General features: G+C 67.4%; 22 protein-coding genes. 10 read left to right on the top strand and 12 right to left on the bottom strand.

The features are described 5' to 3' along the window. Positions 1 to 2: 2 nt before the first annotated feature. The 3 genes from BTO20_RS26105 to BTO20_RS26115 all read right to left on the bottom strand — a co-directional run bounded on the left by BTO20_RS26105 (position 3) and on the right by BTO20_RS26115 (position 2,978). Positions 3 to 1,073 (bottom strand): TobH protein, encoded by a 1,071-nt coding sequence (locus BTO20_RS26105; RefSeq protein WP_087078917.1) that lies wholly within the window; start codon positions 1,071 to 1,073, stop codon positions 3 to 5. Then, positions 1,070 to 2,458, bottom strand: coding sequence for a phosphomannomutase/phosphoglucomutase (locus BTO20_RS26110; RefSeq protein WP_087078918.1), 1,389 nt, complete (start codon positions 2,456 to 2,458; stop codon positions 1,070 to 1,072). Before BTO20_RS26110 ends, BTO20_RS26105 begins: the two co-directional genes overlap by 4 nt. Before the next feature lie 100 nt (positions 2,459 to 2,558). Continuing rightward, positions 2,559 to 2,978 (bottom strand): DUF3499 domain-containing protein, encoded by a 420-nt coding sequence (locus BTO20_RS26115; protein ID WP_087078919.1) that lies wholly within the window; start codon positions 2,976 to 2,978, stop codon positions 2,559 to 2,561. A gap of 89 nt (positions 2,979 to 3,067) precedes the next feature. Between BTO20_RS26115 and BTO20_RS26120 the strand changes: the two genes are divergently transcribed. Next, positions 3,068 to 3,532 carry a metallopeptidase family protein gene (locus BTO20_RS26120; RefSeq protein WP_083167927.1) on the top strand — a complete coding sequence of 155 codons (465 nt, stop codon included), beginning with the start codon at positions 3,068 to 3,070 and terminating at the stop codon, positions 3,530 to 3,532. A 116-nt stretch (positions 3,533 to 3,648) separates the two neighbouring features. Here the strand turns inward: BTO20_RS26120 and BTO20_RS26125 are convergent, their stop codons facing one another. Continuing rightward, positions 3,649 to 4,038, bottom strand: a complete 390-nt coding sequence (locus BTO20_RS26125) for a WhiB family transcriptional regulator (RefSeq protein WP_064949766.1) — start codon at positions 4,036 to 4,038, stop codon at positions 3,649 to 3,651. A 292-nt stretch (positions 4,039 to 4,330) separates the two neighbouring features. Here BTO20_RS26125 and cofD point away from each other — a divergent pair, with 292 nt between their 5' ends. From cofD to BTO20_RS26140, 3 genes are read left to right on the top strand one after another with little or no spacing between them, the layout of a single operon-like run. Next, positions 4,331 to 5,338 (top strand): 2-phospho-L-lactate transferase, encoded by a 1,008-nt coding sequence (gene cofD / locus BTO20_RS26130; protein ID WP_087082688.1) that lies wholly within the window; start codon positions 4,331 to 4,333, stop codon positions 5,336 to 5,338. Then, complete coding sequence (locus tag BTO20_RS26135) at positions 5,335 to 6,678, top strand: coenzyme F420-0:L-glutamate ligase (RefSeq protein ID WP_087078920.1); 1,344 nt, start codon at positions 5,335 to 5,337, stop codon at positions 6,676 to 6,678. The genes cofD and BTO20_RS26135 overlap by 4 nt, the downstream gene beginning before the upstream one ends. 28 nt (positions 6,679 to 6,706) lie before the next feature. Further along, positions 6,707 to 7,273 (top strand): NUDIX hydrolase, encoded by a 567-nt coding sequence (locus BTO20_RS26140; RefSeq protein WP_087078921.1) that lies wholly within the window; start codon positions 6,707 to 6,709, stop codon positions 7,271 to 7,273. A 20-nt stretch (positions 7,274 to 7,293) separates the two neighbouring features. Here BTO20_RS26140 and manB read toward each other — a convergent pair whose 3' ends face one another. Genes manB through rfbD form a run of 3 tightly spaced genes read right to left on the bottom strand, consistent with a single transcriptional unit; the run spans position 7,294 to position 10,164 of the window. After that, positions 7,294 to 8,373, bottom strand: a complete 1,080-nt coding sequence (manB, locus tag BTO20_RS26145) for a mannose-1-phosphate guanylyltransferase (RefSeq protein ID WP_087078922.1) — start codon at positions 8,371 to 8,373, stop codon at positions 7,294 to 7,296. A 1-nt stretch (position 8,374) separates the two neighbouring features. Next, entirely contained in the window at positions 8,375 to 9,271 is an 897-nt protein-coding gene (locus BTO20_RS26150; protein WP_198344069.1) for a glycosyltransferase family 2 protein, read from the bottom strand. Then, positions 9,268 to 10,164: a dTDP-4-dehydrorhamnose reductase gene (gene rfbD / locus BTO20_RS26155; protein WP_087078923.1), complete on the bottom strand. Its 897-nt coding sequence runs from the start codon at positions 10,162 to 10,164 to the stop codon at positions 9,268 to 9,270. Before rfbD ends, BTO20_RS26150 begins: the two co-directional genes overlap by 4 nt. A gap of 66 nt (positions 10,165 to 10,230) precedes the next feature. On the opposite strand from rfbD, the gene BTO20_RS26160 reads away from it, so the two are divergent. From BTO20_RS26160 to BTO20_RS26175, 4 genes are all read left to right on the top strand, one after another. Then, positions 10,231 to 11,715 (top strand): LCP family protein, encoded by a 1,485-nt coding sequence (locus BTO20_RS26160; RefSeq protein WP_087078924.1) that lies wholly within the window; start codon positions 10,231 to 10,233, stop codon positions 11,713 to 11,715. Continuing rightward, a complete protein-coding gene (locus BTO20_RS26165; RefSeq protein WP_087078925.1) occupies positions 11,712 to 12,428 on the top strand; it encodes a TIGR03089 family protein in 717 nt (238 codons plus the stop codon). Before BTO20_RS26160 ends, BTO20_RS26165 begins: the two co-directional genes overlap by 4 nt. 178 nt (positions 12,429 to 12,606) lie before the next feature. Then, on the top strand, positions 12,607 to 13,611 hold the full coding sequence (locus tag BTO20_RS26170) for a glucose 1-dehydrogenase (RefSeq protein WP_232490852.1): 1,005 nt from the start codon (positions 12,607 to 12,609) through the stop codon (positions 13,609 to 13,611). A 2-nt stretch (positions 13,612 to 13,613) separates the two neighbouring features. Then, positions 13,614 to 15,446, top strand: coding sequence for a glycoside hydrolase family 15 protein (locus BTO20_RS26175; protein ID WP_087078927.1), 1,833 nt, complete (start codon positions 13,614 to 13,616; stop codon positions 15,444 to 15,446). A gap of 92 nt (positions 15,447 to 15,538) precedes the next feature. Here BTO20_RS26175 and BTO20_RS26180 read toward each other — a convergent pair whose 3' ends face one another. After that, the gene (locus tag BTO20_RS26180; protein ID WP_087082692.1) at positions 15,539 to 16,708 is read right to left on the bottom strand and encodes an acyl-CoA dehydrogenase; all 1,170 of its coding nucleotides are present in this window, start codon (positions 16,706 to 16,708) and stop codon (positions 15,539 to 15,541) included. 136 nt (positions 16,709 to 16,844) lie between these two features. Between BTO20_RS26180 and BTO20_RS26185 the strand changes: the two genes are divergently transcribed. Next, positions 16,845 to 17,498, top strand: a complete 654-nt coding sequence (locus tag BTO20_RS26185) for a TetR/AcrR family transcriptional regulator (RefSeq protein ID WP_087078928.1) — start codon at positions 16,845 to 16,847, stop codon at positions 17,496 to 17,498. Between the two features lie 33 nt (positions 17,499 to 17,531). Here the strand turns inward: BTO20_RS26185 and purE are convergent, their stop codons facing one another. Together purE and BTO20_RS26195 are read right to left on the bottom strand one after the other, a co-directional pair. Further along, the gene (gene purE / locus BTO20_RS26190; RefSeq protein ID WP_198344070.1) at positions 17,532 to 18,050 is read right to left on the bottom strand and encodes a 5-(carboxyamino)imidazole ribonucleotide mutase; all 519 of its coding nucleotides are present in this window, start codon (positions 18,048 to 18,050) and stop codon (positions 17,532 to 17,534) included. After that, positions 18,040 to 19,242: a 5-(carboxyamino)imidazole ribonucleotide synthase gene (locus BTO20_RS26195; RefSeq protein WP_087078929.1), complete on the bottom strand. Its 1,203-nt coding sequence runs from the start codon at positions 19,240 to 19,242 to the stop codon at positions 18,040 to 18,042. Before BTO20_RS26195 ends, purE begins: the two co-directional genes overlap by 11 nt. Before the next feature lie 114 nt (positions 19,243 to 19,356). Here BTO20_RS26195 and BTO20_RS26200 point away from each other — a divergent pair, with 114 nt between their 5' ends. Then, on the top strand, positions 19,357 to 20,019 hold the full coding sequence (locus tag BTO20_RS26200; RefSeq protein WP_087078930.1) for a GtrA family protein: 663 nt from the start codon (positions 19,357 to 19,359) through the stop codon (positions 20,017 to 20,019). Here the strand turns inward: BTO20_RS26200 and BTO20_RS26205 are convergent. Then, positions 19,974 to 20,492 (bottom strand): PH domain-containing protein, encoded by a 519-nt coding sequence (locus BTO20_RS26205; RefSeq protein ID WP_087078931.1) that lies wholly within the window; start codon positions 20,490 to 20,492, stop codon positions 19,974 to 19,976. The two genes, BTO20_RS26200 and BTO20_RS26205, sit on opposite strands and share 46 nt — an antisense overlap. A 9-nt stretch (positions 20,493 to 20,501) precedes the next feature. Next, on the bottom strand, positions 20,502 to 21,302 hold the full coding sequence (locus BTO20_RS26210; protein ID WP_087078932.1) for a biotin--[acetyl-CoA-carboxylase] ligase: 801 nt from the start codon (positions 21,300 to 21,302) through the stop codon (positions 20,502 to 20,504). Between the last annotated feature and the right edge of the window lie 7 nt (positions 21,303 to 21,309).

Genomic DNA, 21,309 nt, shown 5'->3' on the forward strand with positions numbered 1-21,309 from the left:
GCTTAACCTCGAACCAGTTTCAGGTAGACGGCCGTCATCTCCAACCGCACGGCGAGGATCGCCAATTGTTGTTCCGCCCGCCCGACCGGGATGGCCGGCCCCGCGTCGGGCACGTCTTCGGCACCGATCGCGGTGATGTCGTCGAACCCGGCGATGCGCGCGGACACCGCGGGCCGTTCGGTGTCCGTGGTGAGAACAAATGTCCGCAGTCGGCTGGGCAACGGCCCGTCGATCTGTTCGTCGTGGAACAGCGACCGCTCGGCGCCGCTGCGGTCGGACGCCCGGTTGGCGACGGCGGCGAGCACATCACCGAGACCCGCGGCGGCCATCACCTCCCCGGCCAGTCGCAAGATGACATCCGCACCGTGCCGGGCCAGCGCGAGCGTCGCCGCAGTGTCCCCCGCCAGCACCACGTCGGCACCCGACATCCGCTCGGCCAGCGTCTTGGCGGGGTTGGTGAACAGTTCGCGCGCCGTGCTGTTGCGCAACGCCTCGGCGTCCAGTTCGTCGGCCAACGCCGAGAGGTCCACCCGGGTACCGGGATCCACCACATGCAGCGCCGCCAGCCCGGCGGCCAGATAGCGGGTGAGCCCGAAGTCGTCGGGCACCCACAGGCGCGGCGGCAGTGCCACGGCGCGGCCCGCCGTCACGTCGCGCAGCGGTCCTTCCTGCGGGGCCACCACCAAAACCCGCGCACCGCGGTACACCGCGGTGGCCGCGGAATTCACCAGCGTCGGGTCCCCCGGATCGTCGCCGGCCACGATCACCACGTCCAGAGCGCCGATCCACGGCGGTGCCTCGGACGCGATGACGATGGGGGCGGCCACGGTTCCGCCGAGCGCGGCGGCCAGCATCGTGCCCGCGCTCTGCGCCACCCCGCGACCGGCCACCCAGACCACCGTGCGCGGCGGCAGGTCCGACCTCAGCGGTTCCAGCACGCCTTCGGCCAGTGCCGCGGCCGTCGCACGAACCTGCGCGCCGGCCATCGCCGCGGCCCGCAGCAGACCGTTGCGGTCAGCGGCGAGCAGACCGTCGCCGTCGTCGAGGTCCACCGTCGAGTCGACGGCGTTCACCTCGCCGCCTCACTCACCGTGCTGATCCGGTCGGCCACGGTCTTCACGATCGCGTCGACGTCCTCGGTGGTGCGGGCCTCCACGTTGAGTCGCAGCAGCGGCTCGGTGTTCGACGTACGCAGGTTGAACCAGCTGCCCTCCCCGAGGTCCACGGTGACGCCGTCGAGGTGGTCGATGCTCTGGATGCCGGCACCGTAGGTCTCCAGCACCGCGTCGACGCATTTGGCGGCATCACTGACGGTGAAGTTGATCTCACCGGAGGACTCGTAACGCTGGTAGTCGGCCATCAGCTCGGAAAGCGGGCGGTCCTGCTCACCGAGCGCGGCCAACACGTGCATCGCGGCGAGCATGCCGGAGTCGGCACCCCAGAAGTCACGGAAGTAGTAGTGGGCCGAATGCTCGCCGCCGAAGATCGCGCCCGTGTCGGCCATCAGGGCCTTGATGTAGGAATGCCCGACCCGCGAGCGCACAGGTGTGCCGCCGCGTTCGACGACCAGTTCCGGCACCGCCCGCGAGGTGATCAGGTTGTGGATGATGGTCGCGCCGATCTCGCGGCCGAGTTCGCGTCCCGCGACCAGTGCGGTCACGGCCGACGGCGAGACCGGACGGCCGAGTTCGTCGACGACGAAACACCGGTCGGCGTCGCCGTCGAAGGCCAGGCCGATGTCGGCCCCCGTCGCCAGCACATGGGCCTGCAGGTCCACCAGGTTCGCCGGGTCCAGCGGGTTGGCCTCATGGTTCGGGAAGGTGCCGTCCAGCTCGAAGTAGAGCGGCAGCACGGTGGCTCCGGTGATCGGGCCGAGCACCGCAGGGGTGGTGTGCCCGGCCATGCCGTTGCCCGCGTCGACCGCGATGCGCAGCGGCCGCAGCCCGCTCAGATCCACCAGCGAGCGCAGGAACTCGCCGTACTCGACGAGCACGTCACGATCGGTGATGGTGCCTGCCGCGCCATCAAATGCGGGCACCCCGGCGATCACCTCGTCGGAGATGGTTCCGAGCCCGGTGTCCTTGCCGACGGGCTTGGCCCCGGCCCGGCACAGTTTGATGCCGTTGTAGGCGGCCGGATTGTGGCTGGCGGTGAACATCGCTCCCGGGCAGTCCAGCAGACCGGAGGCGAAGTAGAGCTGATCGGTGGAGGCCAGCCCGATCCGGACGACGTCAAGCCCCTGCCCGCGCACACCCTCGGCAAACGCCGCGACCAGTGCAGGCGAGCTCGACCGCATGTCGTGTCCGATGACGACCTGGGACGCGCCCTCACCGCGAACGAGACGGGCGAAGGCCCCGCCCACCTCGGCGACGAGGTGCTCGTCGAGCTCCGAGCCGACCAAACCACGTACGTCATACGCCTTGATGACACGCTGAACAGCAGCAGCTGGCCGAGACATTAGGAACTCCTTGCAAACGGGATCGTTGGCGCCAGCCTAACCGCCGTAAGACGACCACACGGGCACTAGCTTGAGCCCACCACGCTGCCTTAACAGTTGTCTAATCGTCGAGGTCAGGCAACACCCGTAGATGACCCCGGCGTCTGCCGTTCTGTTCGGGCCGACGCACGGCCGGTGCCATCACCGCACCGCCGGTTACCCCGGGGGTGGGATCGGAAAAACCGGCCGTCACCCCACCGCGCATCGCGGCGCCGTCGTGGCCCTCGCGTACCGCGTCGGCGAGCGCCACCAGATCGTCTTCATCGGGATGCGTCGGCAGCGGCCCGGCGTGGCGTACCAACTCCCAGCCGCGCGGTGCGGTGATCCGGCTGGCATGCCCTACGCACAGGTCCCACGAATGCGGTTCGGAGACCGTGGCGAGCGGTCCGACGACGGCTGTCGAGTCGGAGTAGACGAAGGTCAGCGTCGCCACGGCATAATGCGGGCACCCGGGCCGGCAGCAGCGACGGGGAACATTCACGCACCAGAGATTATCTTGGACGGTCGCTGGACGCGTTCGGACACGCGCAGCCGCCGAGCGGCCGATCTCGAACCGTTACGATCTCCTGCGTGGCTCAGCGGAACCTTTGGCGATCGCGTCGCGGTCGCGATGTCCGCGGGCCGCTGCTTCCCCGATCCGTTCCCGGCTGGCGCAGCCGCGCCGAACGGTTCGACATGGCAGTGCTGGAGGCCTATGAGCCGATCGAGCGGCGGTGGGCTTCTCGGGTCAGTGTGCTCGACGTCGCTGTCGACGAGATACCCCGGATGTCACCGCGGGATCCCGAGACGGTGCAGTGGCCACCGGAAGTCATCGCGGATGGTCCGATCGCGTTGGCCCGGTTGATACCGGCGGGGGTAGATGTCCGGGGAAATACCACCCGGGCCCGAATTGTGTTGTTTCGCAAGCCGATCGAGCGTCGGGCGAAGAGTGCCGACGACCTCGCGGAGCTGTTGCATGAAATCCTGGTGGCTCAGGTGGCCACCTATCTGGGGGTAGAACCGTCGGTCATCGATCCGACGATCGATGACGACTGAGTGTCGCCGGCGGTAGCAGAGCAACCGCACCGGACCCTCACGCGAAGCGCCTCAGAACGCCACGAGCGCTTCGCAAAGCGGCTCAGAGTGCATTCTGAAGCGCTTCGCGCAGAGCTTCAGATAATGCCGCGCTTGAGCCGACGACGCTCACGCTCCGACAGCCCGCCCCAGATCCCGAAGCGTTCGTCATGCGCCAGCGCATAATCGAGGCACGCATCCTTGACTTCGCAGCCCTGGCAGATGCGTTTGGCCTCACGGGTAGACCCGCCCTTTTCCGGGAAGAATGCCTCAGGATCGGTCTGCGCGCACAATGCGCGTTCCTGCCATTGGTCATCTTCAGTTGCCGGATCAACATCAATTTGATCGGGAACCAAACTCAGTTGAGGACGTCCGGTCGCCCCCATCGGTGTCGGCCCGGTGTTGATGTGCGGTGCGTTGTCTACCGAGCCGAGCAGCCGGTTGTCAAACCGGACAACACGATCGAAATCGCCGCTCTCATAAGACATCTCCCCCGCCTCCTCACTCGGTCTCGTAGATCCACAGTGGAGCCCCACTATTGTGATATAGGCCATTTCATTCGAACATTTGATCGAATCTCGGTTTGCAACACCGGAATCAGTCGCTAACCGGGAAATGACACTGCTGTGATTACACACGTGTTAGCTGCCAGGGTCAAGCGGATCGGCGGGAATTCATACCATCCCGTGATATCAATTCGGCGCGTCGCAACATCGGCGTGTCCTGGTCGTGACGACGTCGTTTCCATGCGAGACCCCTGTGCGCCTAATGTCGACCGTTGTGAAGATCACCGTTTTGGTCGGCGGCGTCGGCGGCGCTCGGTTTTTGCTGGGCGTCCAGAAACTGTTGCGACTCGGCGCCTTTGCCGACGGCTCTGGCAACCAGACACAGGAGCATGAACTCACCGCGATCGTCAATGTGGGCGACGACGCGTGGATGTATGGCGTGCGGATCTGCCCCGACCTCGACACGTGTATGTACACGCTCGGAGGCGGCATCGACCCCGAGCGCGGCTGGGGGCATCGTAACGAAACCTGGCACGCCAAGGAGGAACTCGCCGCTTATGGCGTGCAGCCCGACTGGTTCGGCCTGGGCGACCGCGACCTCGCCACCCACTTGGTCCGCAGCCAGATGCTGCGGGCCGGCTACCCGTTGTCGCAGGTCACAGAGGCGTTGTGCAAGCGTTGGGCACCCGGTGCTCGACTGCTGCCCGCCAGCGACGACCGCTGCGAGACGCATGTGGTGATCACCGACCCGGGCCCCGGCGAACACGAGGGCGAGCGGCGCGCGATCCACTTCCAGGAGTGGTGGGTGCGCTACCGCGCTCAGGTGCCCTCACACAGCTTCGCGTACGTCGGCGCCGAACAAGCTACCGCCGCACCGGGTGTCGCCGAGGCCATCGCCGAGGCCGACGCGGTGTTGCTGGCACCGTCGAACCCCGTCGTGAGCATCGGATCGATCCTGCAGATCGGCGGCATCCGCGGCGCACTTCGCTCCACCGCGGCGCCGGTCATCGGCTACTCTCCCATCGTGGCGGGAAAACCGTTGCGTGGCATGGCAGATGAGTGCCTGTCGATCATCGGGGTGGAGTCCACCTCCGAAGCCGTCGGTCGCCATTTCGGGGCCCGATCGGCCACCGGCCTGCTGGACGGCTGGTTGGTGGACACCGGTGACCACGCCGACATCGAGGGCGTCGCTGTGCGCGCAGTGCCGCTGTTGATGACCGATCCTGCGACCACCGCCGAAATGGTGCGTGCCGGCCTCGATCTCGCGGGGGTTCGGCTGTGAGGACCGAGCACGGTTCTGCCGACCGGGTGGAGATCCTGCCGGTGCCGGGCCTGCCCGAGTTCCGGCCCGGGGACGACCTGGTGGGTGCACTCGCCACCGCGGCACCCTGGTTGCGGGACGGCGACGTGCTGGTGGTCACCAGCAAGGTCGTGTCCAAGTGCGAGGGCCGCATCGTCGACGCGCCTGCCGATCCCGATGAGCGGGATACCCTGCGGCGCAAGTTGATCGACAGCGAGGCGGTGCGGGTGCTGGCCCGCAAGGGCCGGACCTTGATCACCGAGAACGCCATCGGGCTGGTCCAGGCCGCCGCCGGGGTCGACGGTTCCAACGTCGGGTCCACCGAGCTGGCCCTGCTGCCCGTCGACCCGGACGGTAGCGCCGCGGCACTGCGCGACGGCCTACGTGACCGACTCGGCGTCACCGTGGCAGTGGTGATCACCGACACCATGGGCCGCGCCTGGCGCAACGGCCAGACCGATTTCGCCATCGGCGCATCGGGATTGACGGTGCTGCACGGTTACGCCGGGGCGATGGACCGGCACGGCAACGAACTCGTCGTCACCGAGGTGGCGGTGGCCGACGAAATCGCGGCCGCCGCCGATCTGGTGAAGGGCAAGCTGACCGCGATCCCGGTGGCCGTGGTTCGTGGGCTGGGACTGCCCGATGACGGATCCACCGCGCGCACCCTGCTGCGCTCCGGCGAGGACGATCTGTTCTGGCTGGGCACTGCCGAGTCGATCGACTTGGGACGCAAGCAGGCTCAACTGCTGCGCCGATCGGTGCGCCGGTTCTCGACCGAACCCGTGCCCGCCGAACTCATCGAAGCCGCAGTCGGCGAGGCGCTGACCGCGCCGGCCCCACACCACACCCGCCCGGTCCGGTTCGTCTGGGTCCGCGACCGGGACACGCGCGCGCGGCTGCTCGATCGGATGAAAGACCAGTGGCGTGCTGACCTCACCGGCGACGGCAGGTCCGCCGAATCCGTCGAACGCCGCGTCGCCCGCGGCGACATCCTCTACGCCGCACCGGAACTGGTGATCCCCTTCATGGTGCCCGACGGTGCGCACAGCTACCCCGACGCCGCTCGCACCGCGGCAGAGCACACCATGTTCACCGTGGCCGTAGGCGCCGCCGTACAGGCTCTGCTGGTCGCGCTGGCCGTGCGCGACGTGGGTAGCTGCTGGATCGGTTCGACGATCTTCGCCGCCGATCTGGTGCGTACCGAGCTGGACCTGCCGTCCGACTGGGAGCCGTTGGGCGCCATCGCGATCGGCTATCCCGAGGAGCCGCAGCCGCCCCGTGACCCGGTGGCGACCACCGACCTGCTGATATTGCGATGAGCGCTTGCGCGAAGAAAGATGGCTTGAGTTGAGTCTGCATACTTCCGTCGTCGGGATTCTCACAGCTTGGCAGACAACCGATCCCGCGCAGGACACGTTGCGGCACGCGGTGCTGGCGTTTCTGGCGGCCCGGCCCGACGCCTGCCAACGGGCTTGTGTCCCAGGCCATATCACCGCGTCGGCCCTGGTGCTCGACCACACCGGCACCCACACCCTGCTCACCCTGCATCCGCGCTTCGGCCGGTGGCTGCAACTCGGCGGGCACTGCGAGGACACCGATCCCGACATCCGCTCGGCCGCACTGCGCGAGGCCACCGAGGAATCGGGTATCGCCGGGCTCACCATCGACCCGGAACTTGCTGCGCTGCATGTCCATCCGGTGACCTGCTCGCTGGGAGTCCCGACACGGCACCTCGATCTGCAATTCGTGGTGCGGGCCCCGGCCGACGCCGAGATCATCCGCAGCGACGAGTCGCTGGATCTGCAGTGGTGGCCGCTGGACGGGTTACCGGCAGGCACCGACTTCGGCTTGCGCCAACTCGCCGAAACTACGGTTTCTGTTGCGGTTTCCGCCGATTCGCGCCAAGAAGCGTAGTCTCGGCGAGGCCTGACGCCTCAGACGTCGGTGGAGAAGCGCAGGCCGCCGTCGGGAATCGACACCCCGGGCCAGACCCGGGCCCCGCGCAGCAGTTCGCAACGGGCACCGATGTCGGCCCCGTCGCCGATGACGCCGTCGCGGATCAGGGCCCGCGGCCCGATGCGGGCGCCGAAGCCGATGATCGAGCGTTCGATCACCGCACCGGCCTCGACCCGCACGCCGTCGAAGATCACTGCGCCGTCGAGGCGCGCGCCGGCACCGATCTCGGCCCCGCGGCCCACCACCGTGCCGCCGATCAGCAGCGCGCCCGGCGCCACCCCGGCACCGTCGTGCACGAGTGACTCGCCGCGCTGGCCGTGCAGCGCCGGCGACGGGGCGATGCCCCGAACCAGGTCCGCCGAGCCGCGGACGAAGTCCTCGGGCGTACCCATGTCCCGCCAGTAGGAGGCGTCGACGTATCCGCACACGCGGTGCCCGTCGGCAAGCAGACCGGGGAACACCTCCCGCTCCACCGACAGGGCCCGGCCCTTGGGGATGCGGTCGATCACGTCGCGCTTGAACACGTAGCAGCCGGCGTTGATCTGATCGGTCGGCGGATCCTGCGTCTTCTCCAGGAACGCGGTCACGACGCCGTCGGGGTCGGTCGGCACACAACCGAAGGCACGCGGATCCCCGACGCGGACCAGATGCAACGTCACGTCGGCCTGATGATTGTCGTGCGAATCCAGCAGCGCACCGAGGTCGGCTCCCGACAGCACGTCGCCGTTGAACACCAGCGCGGTGTCGTGGCGCAGATGCCCGGCGACGTTGGCGATGGCACCTCCGGTGCCCAGCGCGTCGGTTTCGGTGACGTAGTCGATCTGCAGGCCCAGCTTGGATCCGTCGCCGAACTCGGACTCGAACACCTCGGCCTTGTATGAGGTCCCCATCACGACGTGGGTGACGCCCGCCGCGGCGATGCGCGACAGCAGGTGCGTCAGAAACGGCAACCCCGCGGTCGGCAGCATGGGTTTGGGCGCCGAGAGCGTCAACGGACGCAGCCGGGTGCCTTGCCCGCCGACCAGGATGACGGCATCGACCTCCGCAGGATTGGTCACCTCAACGCCGCCCTTTCGCCTGTTTACGCCGAGAACTGCCGACCACGAGGCCCGCACGCACCGCGAGCGCGCCCCGGATCGTCCACCGTAACGGAGCCTGCCAGGACGCTGGGTATCGATCGGCCAGAAAAGTGTAGGTACTGCGGTGATGGGCGGCCAAATTGCGGGCGGGGTCACGCCCGGTCGAGTGGCCCTTGTAGTGCAACACCTCGGCGGCCGGGACGTAGATGTTCTGCCAACCCGTCCGCCCGAGCCGATCTCCCAGGTCGACGTCCTCCATATACATGAAGTAGCGCTCGTCGAAGCCGTTGATCTGATCGAACGCGGCATGGCGCAGCAACAGGCACGATCCCGACAACCACCCGACGGGGCGTTCGCTGGGCTGCTCGTGATCCTGCCGGTAGGTCGCGGTCCACGGGTTGGATTTCCAGAACGGCCCGACGACGGCGTGCATGCCACCGCGGACCAGGCTGGGCTGCTGGCGCGCCGACGGATACACCGAGCCGTCGGGATCGCGGATCAGCGGCCCCAGCGCGCCGGCCTTTGGCCAGCGTGCCGCGGCCTCCAGCAGCACGTCGATCGAGCCGGGACCCCACTGCACATCCGGGTTGGCCACCACGAAGAACTCGGGATCGAAGTCGTCGTTGTGGTAGGCCGCCACGCCGCGGTTCACCGCGCTGCCGTAGCCGAGATTGGCGCCGATACGCAGCAGCCGCACGTTCGGGTACCGCTGTTCGGCCTCTTCGGGGGCGCCGTCGACGGAGCCGTTGTCGGCCATCACCACGGTCACAGGGCGGTCGGTGGCCAGCGAGAGCGACGCCAAGAACCGCTCCAGGTGCGGCCCCGGCGAGTACGTCACCGTCACCACGACAAGTGGGCGCAGGGCTTCCTGTGTCACGGCGTAGAGGGTAGCGGTCCGGCGGCACTGTTCCTGCCAGCGTCTGCGACCGCCGCGATCAGCGCATCGCGCCAGTCCCGCAGACCGGTCAGCCCGGCGGCCACCGAACGCTGCTGGGAGAGCACTGTGTAGTTGGGCCGGGTCGCCGGGCGTGGATGCCGGTCACTGCCCACCGGGCGCACCCGCCCGGGATCGGCGCCCACCGCGGTGAACGTGGCCTGCGCGAGTTCGAAACGGCTGGCCACTCCGGAGTTGACGGCATGCAACACGGGCCCGCCGACCCCGCCGCCGGCAACCTCGAGCAACGCCGTCGCCAGGTCGTCCACATATGTCGGCGAGCCGATCTGATCGTCCACGACGTCGATCGCCTTGTCCCCCGCGGCCAGCCGCCGCATGGTGGCGACGAAGTCGGTGCCGTCGCCACCCTTGTACACCCAGGCCGTGCGGACCACGTGCGCATCCGGTTTGGCCGCGAGCACAGCCTGCTCACCTGCCAGTTTGGTGCGACCGTAGGCGTTGATCGGCTTGGTTTCGTCGTCGATCTCGTAGGGGCGCCGATCCCCGTCGAACACACCGTTGAACACGTAGTCGGTCGAGACGTGGACCAGGTCGGCACCGGTCTGCGCGCAGACCTTGGCGATGTTGCCCGCGCCGACCCCATTGACCTCGTAGGCCCGGGCCTCGTCGGCTTCGGCAGCATCGACCTGGGTGTATGCCGCGCAGTTGATCACCACGTCGCCGCTCGCGACGTGCCGACGCACCGATTCAAGATCGGTGATGTCACATTCCGACGACGTCAAGGCCAGCACCTGACGCCCGGCGCGACGGGCCTGATCAGTCAAAACACGGCCAAGCATGCCACCGGCCCCGGTGACGACAATGCGCTGCGACATACGCCGAGTCTGGCACGCCGGTCGGCGTTACCCGGCTCACGCGTACCCCGCAAGTAGCCTGGGCAGGTGCCTAACCGCCTCATCCGCGCGCTCGCTGTGACCACAGCGTCCGCCGTGGTCCTCGGGACGGGAGTGGCCTGGAGCCAGATCCGTTCGTTCGAATCGGGCATCAACCACATCAGTTCCGCCGCGCTCGGCGGGGGTGGCGACGACGGTGCCATCGACATCCTGCTGGTCGGGATGGACAGTCGCACCGATGCGCACGGCAACCCGTTGTCCGAGCAGGAACTGGAGACGTTGCGTGCGGGCGACGACGTGTCGACCAATACCGACACGATCATCCTGGTGCGCATCCCGAACAACGGGAAGTCCGCCACCGCGATCTCCATCCCGCGCGACTCTTACGTCGAGGCGCCGGGCTGGGGAAAGATGAAGATCAACGGTGTGTTCGGCGACGTCAAGCTCGACAAGATGAAACAGCTCGTCGAGGTCCAGGGCGAGGATCCCGCCGTCGCCGAGCCGCAGGCCGTCGAGGCCGGACGTGAAGAGCTGATCAAGACGGTCGCCAATCTGACCGGGGTCACTGTCGATCACTACGCCGAAATCGGGCTGCTGGGCTTCGCATTGATCACCGATGCGCTCGGCGGCGTGAACGTATGCCTGAAAAATGCCGTCGATGAACCACTTTCGGGTGCGGATTTCCCGGCCGGCTGGCAGAAGCTCAACGGCCCGCAGGCGTTGAGCTTCGTGCGGCAGCGCCACGACCTTCCGCGCGGCGACCTGGACCGCGTCACGCGACAGCAGGCCGTGATGGCTGCGCTGGCTCACGACGTGATCTCGGGCAAGACTCTGTCCAGCCCGTCCACGCTGGGCAAGCTGCGCGAAGCCGTGCAGCGCTCGGTGGTGATGTCCAGCGGGTGGGACGTCATGGATTTCATCGATCAGCTGCAGAAGCTGGCGGCGGGCAATGTGGCGTTCGCGACCATCCCCGTGCTGCAGGAGGACGGCTGGAGCGACGACGGTATGCAGAGTGTGGTTCGGGTCGACCCGACCCAGGTGCACGAGTGGGTGTCCAGCCTGCTGCAGGACCAGAGTGAGGGCAAGACCGAACAGGTCGCGTATTCACCGGACAAGACCACCGTGCAGGTGGTCAACGCGAGCGACATCAACGGACTGGCCGCCGCGGTGTCACATGTGCTGACCACCAAGGGCTTCACTCCCGGCGATACCGGCAATCACCAGGGCGGCACGGTTTCCGGCAGCCAGGTGCAGGTAGCCAAGACCGACGACCTTGGCGCCCAAGCGGTTTCGAAGGATCTCGGCGGACTCCCGGTCACCGAGGACGCCTCGGTCCCGCCGGGAACGGTGCGCGTGGTGCTGACCGCGGACTACACCGGCCCCGGCTCGGGTCTCGACGGTCGCGATGCCACCCTGGACGCCGAATCGGCCACCACCGGTGCGGCTTCCACCAGCACCGACACCGGTGAAGCACCGCCACCGCCCTCGCCCATCCTCACCGCGGGTTCGGATGATCCGGCGTGCGTGAATTGAGCACGCTGAGCGCGGCCGTCCTCGATCCCCTGTTGGCATCCGATCCGGCGGGGCCGCGGATCACGTATTACGACGATGCCACCGGTGAGCGCATCGAGTTGTCCGCGGTGACGTTGGCCAACTGGGCGGCCAAGACCGCCAACCTGTTACGCGATGAGCTGGGTGCAGGCCCGGGGACGCGAGTCTCGGTCCTGTTGCCCGCGCACTGGCAGACCGCCGCGGTGCTGTTCGGCGCGTGGTGGATCGGCAGTGAAGTGGTATTTAACGGTAGTTCCGACCAGCCCGCCGACGTCGCCCTGTGCACGCGGGACCGACTCGACGAGGCCGACGACGCCGTGAGCGGCGGTGAGGTGGCGGTGCTGTCGCTGGATCCGTTCGGCAAGCCCGCCGCGGATCTGCCGATCGGCGTGACCGATTACGCGACCGCGGTGCGGGTGCACGGCGACCAGATCGTTCCGGAACGTCAGCCCGGCCCGGCGCTGGCCGGCCGGTCCGTCACCGAGGTTCTCGACGCCGCCCGAAACGCCGCAGCTGTACAGGGTTTCACCGCGCGGGACAGGGTGCTCTCCACCGCGACCTGGGACACCGCCGACGACCTCGTGAACCACCTGCTGTCGGTGTTCGTCGCGGGCGCGTCGCTGGTGCAGGTCGCGAATCCAGATCCGGCGGCGCTGGAGCGTCGCCGTGCGATGGAGAAGGTCACTCGGGGCTGACGGGTATCGCGCGTCGCGCCAGCAGGGCCCGCTCCGCCCGAGTGTTTGATTTTCCCGCGTTACGGTAACTATTCACTCAGCACCATGCGCCTTCAACGTGACCATGAAGGGAGTGACGGTGGATATGCGTGCCCTGACCGTTGCACCGAAACAGTCTGGTTCACTTGAGGTTTCCGAGGTGCCCGACCCGGAACCCGCAGCCGACGAGCTGCTGGTCGACGCCCTGGCCCTTGGTGTGTGCGGCACCGACAGGGAGATCGCGCGCGGCGAATACGGCTGGGCCCCGCCGCAGCGGGACCGGCTCATCCTGGGACACGAATCCTTGGGCCGGGTGGTGCGTGCCCCGCGCGACAGTGATTTCGAATCCGGTGATCTCGTGGTCGGCGTCGTTCGACGCCCCGACCCGGTGCCATGCGGCGCATGTGCCCACGGGGAGTTCGACATGTGTCGCAATGGCCGCTATACCGAGCGCGGCATCAAGGAGATCGACGGCTACGGCAGTCAGCGATGGTGTGTGGAAACCGATTTCGCCGTGCGCCTGGACCCGCGACTCGAGCACGTCGGCATGCTGATGGAGCCCACCACGGTGGTCTGCAAGGCCTGGGAACAGGCGCAGCGGGTGGGCGAACGCGCCTGGTTCGAACCCGAGCGGGTGTTGGTCACCGGGGCCGGCCCGATCGGTCTGCTCGCCGCACTGCTGGCCGTGCAGAAGGGCTTGGATACCCATGTCCTGGACCGCGTCGTCGACGGCCCCAAACCGGGCATCGTCAAGGCCCTCGGCGCCACGTATCACCATGACGACGTCTGCGAGGTCGCCGGCAAGTTGCAACCCGATGTGGTGATCGAGGCCACCGGCGCGGGACCGGTGGTGTTCGGGGCCATCGAAAACACCGGCGCATACGGCATCGTCTGCCTGACCGGCGTGTCACCGTCCGGACGGACGCTACGCATCGACGCGGGCGACGTGAACCGCGAGATCGTGTTGGAGAACGACGCCGTCGTCGGCTCGGTGAACGCCAACCTGCGCCACTATCACCAGGCCGCCGCCGCACTGGCCAAGGCCGACGTCGACTGGCTCGCCGGCCTCATCACCCGGCGCGTACCGCTGGACCGCGCCACAGAGGCATTCACCGCACACCCCACGGATGTCAAGGTCGTCATCGAACTGGATTCCGGAAACTGACGATGGCCCGGATCGAGGACTACGCCCTGCTGGGCGATCTGCAGACCGCCGCCCTCGTGAGTCGATACGGCTCGGTCGACTGGCTGTGCCTGCCCCGCTTCGATTCACCGGCGTGCTTCGCGGCACTGCTGGCGGATGGCGGCAAGGACGGTGATTCGGGCGACAAGCACGCCGGGAGTTGGGAATTGGCGCCGGCTGCGGGCCGGGCCGCTACCTCCCGGCAGTACCTCGACGATTCCCTGGTGCTCGAGAGTGTGTGGGAGACCGACGACGGCACAGTGCGGATCATCGACTTCATGCCGCCGCGTGGGATCGCCGCCGACGTGGTGCGGATCGTGGAAGGTGTCCGCGGGCGCGTACCGATGCGGATGAACCTGCGGTTGCGATTCGACTATGGACACATCGTGCCCTGGGTACGCCGCCGCGGCGAGGATCTCACCGCGGTCGCCGGACCCGACGCGGTGTGGCTGCGCACCCCGATAGCCACCCGCGGAGAGGATTTGTCGACGGTCGCGGAGTTCGACGTGTCTGCGGGACAACGGATTCCCTTTGTTCTCACCTACCAGTTGTCGCACCTGCCCCGGCCCGAGCCGGTCGACGCCGAGGACGCACTGGACAAGACCGAGCAGTACTGGACGCAGTGGGTGCAGCGGTGCACCTACAACGGCCGCTGGAAGTCCGAGGTGAAGCGTTCGCTGCTACTGCTCAAAGCGTTGACATATGCGCCCACCGGAGGGATCCTCGCGGCGGCCACCACGTCGCTGCCCGAACAGCTTGGCGGACCACGCAACTGGGACTACCGCTACTGCTGGCTGCGCGATGCGACGTTCACGCTGCAGGCGCTGCTGGGCACCGGCTTTGTCGAGGAGGCGCAGGCGTGGCGCGAGTGGCTCGTGCGGGCGGTGGCCGGCGACCCTGCCGAACTGCAGATCATGTACGGCCTGGACGGCAGGCGCCGACTGTCCGAATACGAGCTGGATTGGCTTGGCGGCTACGAGAATTCGCAGCCGGTGCGGGTGGGCAACGCGGCCGCTGAGCAGTTCCAGCTCGACGTGTGGGGCGAGATCCTCGACGGCCTGCATCTCGCGCGGGAAGCCGGCATGAAGGTGGACGAGACAGCTTGGGACGTGCAGTGCGCGCTGCTGGACTATCTGGAAGGACATTGGCGCGACGCCGACAGCTCCCTGTGGGAGATGCGCGGCCCGCGACGGCAGTTCGTCCATTCGAAGGTGATGGCCTGGGCCGGCGTGGACCGCGCGGTGCGCACGGTCGTCAACCACCATCTCGACGGGCCCGTCGACCGCTGGCGCGCGTTGCGTGATGAGATCCACCGCGACGTGTGCGCCAACGGCTATGACGCTGAACGCAATACGTTCACACAGTCCTACGGCGAGCCGGATCTGGACGCGGCACTGCTGCTGATCGGCCGGGTCGGCTTTCTACCATGGGACGACCCGCGGGTGATCGGCACGGTGGAGGCTGTGCGTGACGAGTTGTGTCACGACGGTTTCGTGCTGCGTTACCGCCCGGGCAAGAGCGACGACGGCCTGCCCGGTCGCGAGGGGGTGTTCCTGGCGTGCAGCTTCTGGCTCGCCGACGCATTGGCAGGTATCGGGCGCACCGACGAGGCCACTGAACTGTTCGAGCGGCTGCTGACGTTGCGCAACGATGTCGGGCTGCTCAGCGAGGAATACGACACTGTTGCCCAGCGTCAGATCGGCAACACGCCACAGGCTTTCAGTCTGGTCGGGCTCATCAACACCGCTCGCCATCTCAGTGGGCATCGCACCATCACCTCGGCCCGCCGCCACGAACAGCACCTCGGCTCGCACTGATCGCCTTTCCCGCCGAGCAGACAGGGGGGTACCGGAACCGCGGCGTGTCGCGGACCTCCGTGTCTGCTCGCGCAGAGAAGGTGGCGCGCAGATTACTTGAGCAGGGCGCGGCTCATGACCACGCGTTGGACCTGGTTGGTGCCTTCGTAGATCTGGGTGATCTTGGCATCGCGCATCATTCGCTCGACCGGGAAATCCACCGTGTAGCCCGCGCCGCCGAACAGCTGCACCGCATCGGTGGTCACCTCCATGGCAACGTCTGAGGCGAAACATTTCGACGCCGCCGAGATGAACCCGAGATTGGTCTCACCGCGCTCGGCGCGCGCGGCAGCGTGATACACCATCAACCGGGCGGCCTCCAGCTTCATCGCCATATCGGCCAACATGAATTGCACGGCCTGGAAATCGCTGATCGACTGTCCGAACTGCTTGCGGTCCTTCGTATATGCGATCGCCGCATCCAAGGCCCCCTGCGCGACGCCCACCGCTTGGGCGCCGATGGTCGGGCGGGTGTGGTCCAGGGTGGCCAACGCCGTCTTGAACCCCGTGCCCGGATCTCCGATGATGCGGTCTCCCGGGATTCGGCAGTTCTCGAAATACAACTCGGTCGTCGGGGATCCCTTGATGCCCAGTTTGCGTTCCTTGGGACCCACGCTGAAGCCCTCGTCGTCCTTGTGCACGATGAACGCCGAAATGCCGTTGGCGCCCTTGTCCGGATCGGTCACCGCCATCACCGTGTACCAGGTGGACTTGCCGCCGTTGGTGATCCAGCACTTGGTTCCGTTGAGAATCCAGTCATCGCCATCGGCCTTGGCGCGGGTGCGCATCGACGCCGCATCCGAGCCGGCCTCCCGCTCGGACAAGGCATACGACGCCATTGCCGTCCCGTCGGCCAGCGACGGCAGCACCTGCTTCTTGAGGTCCTCGCTGCCGCGCAGGATCAACCCCATGGTGCCTAGCTTGTTGACCGCCGGGATCAGCGACGCCGAGCAGTCCACCCGGGCGACTTCCTCGATGACGATGCACGCCGCAACCGAATCGGCGCCCTGCCCGCCGTACTCCTCGGGCACATGCACCGCGTTGAACCCCGAGGCGTTCAGCGCCTGCAGAGCTTCCTCCGGGAAGCGCGCGTTCTCGTCGACGTCGGCGGCGTGCGGGGCAATTTCCTTCTCCGCCAGCGCCCTGATCGCCGCGCGAAGCTCCTGATGCTCCTCCGGCAGCTGAAACAGATCAAAAGACGGGTTACCGCCCCATGCAGCCATGATCTTCTCCTTCATGTTCAGCTCGTGGCTCGCTTGATTCCATCGTTGCCCGGGCTGCACATCGAGTACATCGCCCTGCTACTTTTGGTACTCAGTACCATATCATCGGAACTCAGTACCCGAAAGAGGTGCGCGCATGGCCGGCCAGCCCAACACCCGAGAGCGCCTGGTGAGCGCGGCATTCGAACTGTTCGAAGAACGCGGGTACGAAGCCGCCAGCGTCGATGAGATCGCGGCCCGGGCACGGGTGGGACGCACCACCGCATTTCGTCAGTTCGGATCGAAAGAGGCGTTGATCTTTCCTGATCACGAGGCGTTGCTGCGCCGCGCCGACGAGAGATTGTCGACGGTGCCGGCCGAAGCACTCCCGGCCGAAGTCATCGCGGTGGCAACCTCGGTATTCGAGCACTATCTCGCCGAGGGCGATCGGGCCCGGACGCGGTATCGGCTCACCCGCTCGGTACCTGCCCTGCGCGACTTCGAAACGGCGGTGGTGTCGCGGTATGCGCGGTTGTTCACCAAGCACCTGAGGGCGGCGCAAACCGGGGACTGGACGGCGGACCTGCGCGCCGAACTATTCGCCAACGCCGTGGTGGCTGCACACAACCACGTTCTGCGCCGATGGCTGCGCGGGGACGTGCCCAATCCGCGGTCCGACCTGGCCGAGGCGCTGGCCGCGACATGGCCGATCTATCGGGGCGGCGGCGGCCGCACGGCGGTTGTGGTGATGTCGACCGATGAACCGATCGAGTCTCTGACACCCCGCATTCGCGGGCTGATCAGTGATTGACGACCGGCGCGGGGGCTGACCCCCGCGCCTTGGTCAGCTGTCGCCGAGCAGGCGCTCGCGCAGTGCAGCGTCTTTGGCCAGCACCATGGCCTCCAGATCGGCCTGGAATGCCGACATGCGCGCCCGCAGTGCGGTGTCCGCGGCACCGAGGATGCGCACGGCCAGCAGCCCCGCGTTGCGGGCGCCGCCGATCGAGACCGTGGCGACCGGCACACCGGCGGGCATCTGGACGATGGACAGCAACGAATCCATGCCGTCGAGCCTGGCCAGCGGCACCGGAACACCGATCACGGGCAGCGGTGTGGCCGAGGCCACCATGCCGGGCAGATGAGCTGCCCCGCCGGCCCCGGCGATGATCACCTCGATGCCGCGGTCGGCCGCACCTTTGGCGTAGTCGAGCATCCGCCCCGGCGTGCGATGTGCCGAGACGACCCCGACCTCGAACGGGACCTCGAACTCGGCCAGCGCGGTGGCCGCGTCGGACATCACCGACCAGTCGCTGTCGCTGCCCATGATGAGCCCGACGCGGGGCTGATTCGCCTCACTCGGCATGTGAATCCCATCCATCGGTCCACTCCGCGTGCGACAGCCAATGCGCTGCGCGGACCGCCCGCTCCCGCAGGTCGGTCACGTCGGAACCGAGCATGTTGACGTGCCCGATCTTGCGGCCGGGCCGCTCCCCCTTGCCGTACAGGTGCACCTTGGCCTCGGGCATCCGGGCGAACAGGTGATGCATGCGCTCATCCATCGACATGGCCGGTGTCTCCGGGGCGCCGAGCACGTTGGCCATCACCGTCACGGGTGCGATGGCCGAGGTGTCGCCGAGGGGGTAGTCCAGTACCGCACGCAGATGCTGCTCGAACTGGCTGGTGACGGCGCCGTCCATGGTCCAGTGCCCGGAGTTGTGCGGTCGCATCGCGAGCTCGTTGACCAGCAGCTTGCCGTCGACCGTCTCGAACAACTCGACGGCAAGCACACCGACGACACCGAGTTCGTTGGCCAGTCGCAGGCCGAGTTCCTGCGCCTCGGCGCCCAGCTCGTCGGACAAGCCGGGTGCCGGGGCGTAGGCCTCGACACAGATGCCGTTGCGCTGCACGGTCTCCACGACCGGCCACGCAGCACCTTGCCCGAACGGCGAACGCGCGACCAGCGCCGCGAGCTCCCGGCGCATCTCCACCCGTTCCTCGGCAAGCACGGGCACCCCGTCGGCCAGATAGCCCGCCACGATCTCGCGGGCCTTCTCCATGTCGTCGGCCATCGACACGCCCTTGCCGTCGTAGCCGCCGCGGATGGTCTTGATCACCACAGGACCGTCGATCCGGCGCACGAACGCCTCGACGTCCTCGACCGAGGTGATCTCGGTGTACCGCGGCACCGGGGCACCGAGGGCCTCGAGGCGGCGACGCATCAACAACTTGTCCTGTGCGTGGACCAGCGCCTGCGGCGGGGGCGCCACGGTGACACCCTCGGCAACCAGCTTTTCCAGGTGCTCGGTGGGCACATGCTCGTGGTCGAAAGTCAGCACCGAGGCGCCCTTGGCGGCCTGGCGCAGCGCATCGAGGTCGGTGTGCGACCCGAGGACGACGTCGGGTGTGACCTGGGCGGCGGGTTCGTCGGTCCCGTGGGCCAGGACCCGCAGGGTCTGGCCCAGCGCGATGGCCGCCTGGTGTGTCATCCGGGCGAGCTGACCACCGCCGATCATCACGACGACCGGGCTGTTAGGTGTATTCGGCACGGTGTACATCGTGTCATGTGGCATTCACGTGTTCGTCACGGCCACCGCATTGACCTGCTGTTAAGGCTTGGCGGCAGGCAACGATGCGGCAAGTGACAGGTTGTTTACGTACACTGCGTAGTTGTGTCCTTTGCCGATGCGACGATCGCACGACTACCGCGATTCGTCCGTCCGTTCGCCGAACGTCATCACGAACTGATCAAGTTCGCGATCGTCGGGGCGACGACGTTCGTCATCGACTCGGCGATTTTCTACACCCTCAAGCTCACGGTGTTGGAGCCCAAACCGGTCACTGCGAAGATCATCGCGGGCATCGTCGCGGTGATCGCGTCCTACATTCTCAACCGCGAATGGAGCTTCCAGAACCGCGGCGGCCGGGAACGCCACCACGAAGCGCTGCTGTTCTTCGCGTTCAGTGGTGTTGGCGTCCTGTTGTCGATGCTCCCGCTGTATTTCTCCAGTTACGTGCTGGGGTTGCGGGTGCCGGAAGTCTCCTTGACGGTCGAGAACATCGCCGACTTCATCTCGGCCTACATCCTGGGCAACCTGCTGCAGATGGCCTTCCGTTTCTGGGCGTTCCGTCGCTGGGTGTTCCCCGACGAGTTCGTCGACAACCCCGAACTGGCGCTGGAGTCCACCTTCACCGGTGGTGGTATCGCCGAAGCGTTCGAAGATCACGCGGAGCATCAGCGACAGACGAGCACTGTCACTCCGTTACGTCGGCCCGGCCGGCGCAACCGTCAGCTCGGGGACTCCTCGGAGCCCAGGGTGTCGAAAACTTCGTGATACAGCAGTGAGTGCACCCGCTCCACGCGGGGAATGTCGTGGAACTCCAGCGGATCCTGTGACGCCGATTCGATGATCAGCGTTCCGGTGCGCAGCAGCCGATCGCTCAGGCCGTGCCGGAATTCGACACTGTTGATCCGTGCCAGCGGAATGTCGATGCCTGCGCGGGTCAGTACGCCGTGGCGATACATCACCCGTCGATCGGTGATGACGAAGTGGGTGGTCCACCAGTTCAGAAACGGCCAGACCGTCAGCCAGCCGACGACGATCAACCAGATCGCGCCGATCACGATGAACAACACATTCTTGGCGGTCGACTGCCAGTCGGTGGTGTTGACCACCGCGGCCGCGAACGCAGCGACCGCGCTGGCGAGCACCAGCACCACCACCGCGCCGATCAGGCGCTTCCAGTGCGGGTGTCGGTGCAGGACCACCTGCTCGTCGTTGGCCAGCACGTTGTGCGGGTAACCCACGGCAGCACCCTACGGTTCGTCGGGACGGAGATGGGTGATGTCACCGGCGGACACCGTCACCTGCTCGCTGCCCGTGTCGATGACCAGCCGGCCCAGCTCGTCGATCGCCTCGGCGACGCCGACCACGGTCTGATCGCCGGGCATGATGGCACGGACCCGGGTGCCGACGGTCACGCTGCGACTCAGATAGTCGCCGGCCAAGGTGGAATCGCCGCGGCGCCACGCATCGATGCGTGCAGCCAGGTGCCGAAGCAGCACCTGTGCCAACGGGTTGCGATCCACCGTGGCGGCACCGAGTTGCGTCAGCGACGTGGCCCGTGGGTCGGGGGCCTCTTCGGCGGTCATGGTCGCGTTCAGGCCGAGTCCGACCACGATGACCTGGGACGGCGACGCCACCTCGGACAGGATGCCTGCCAGTTTGCCGCCGTCGGGACCGACCAGCACATCGTTGGGCCATTTGAGGCCGACGCGCACGCCGGTGACCTCGGCGACCGCGTCGACGACGGCGACGCCGGTCGCCAGCGGCAGCCAGCCCCACGTTTCGACGGGGAACCCGGAGGCGTCCACGCCGACCGACACCGACAGTTGTGAGCGCGCCGGCGCCGACCAGTGTCTGCCGTGCCTGCCGCGGCCTTCGCTCTGATATTCGGCGAACAACACGCTGCCTGCGATGTCCTCACCGGCAGCAGCCCTGGCCAGCAGGTCGGCGTTGGTGGATCCGGTTTCCTCGACGACGTCGACGCGCCGCCACGGCAGGCCGGCCAGCCCGTCGCGCAGCACCGTCACGTCCAGTGGTGGCCTGGTGTTCATCGCGGTC

Origin of the sequence: Mycobacterium dioxanotrophicus (assembly GCF_002157835.1) — a bacterium.
Classification (GTDB): domain Bacteria; phylum Actinomycetota; class Actinomycetes; order Mycobacteriales; family Mycobacteriaceae; genus Mycobacterium; species Mycobacterium dioxanotrophicus.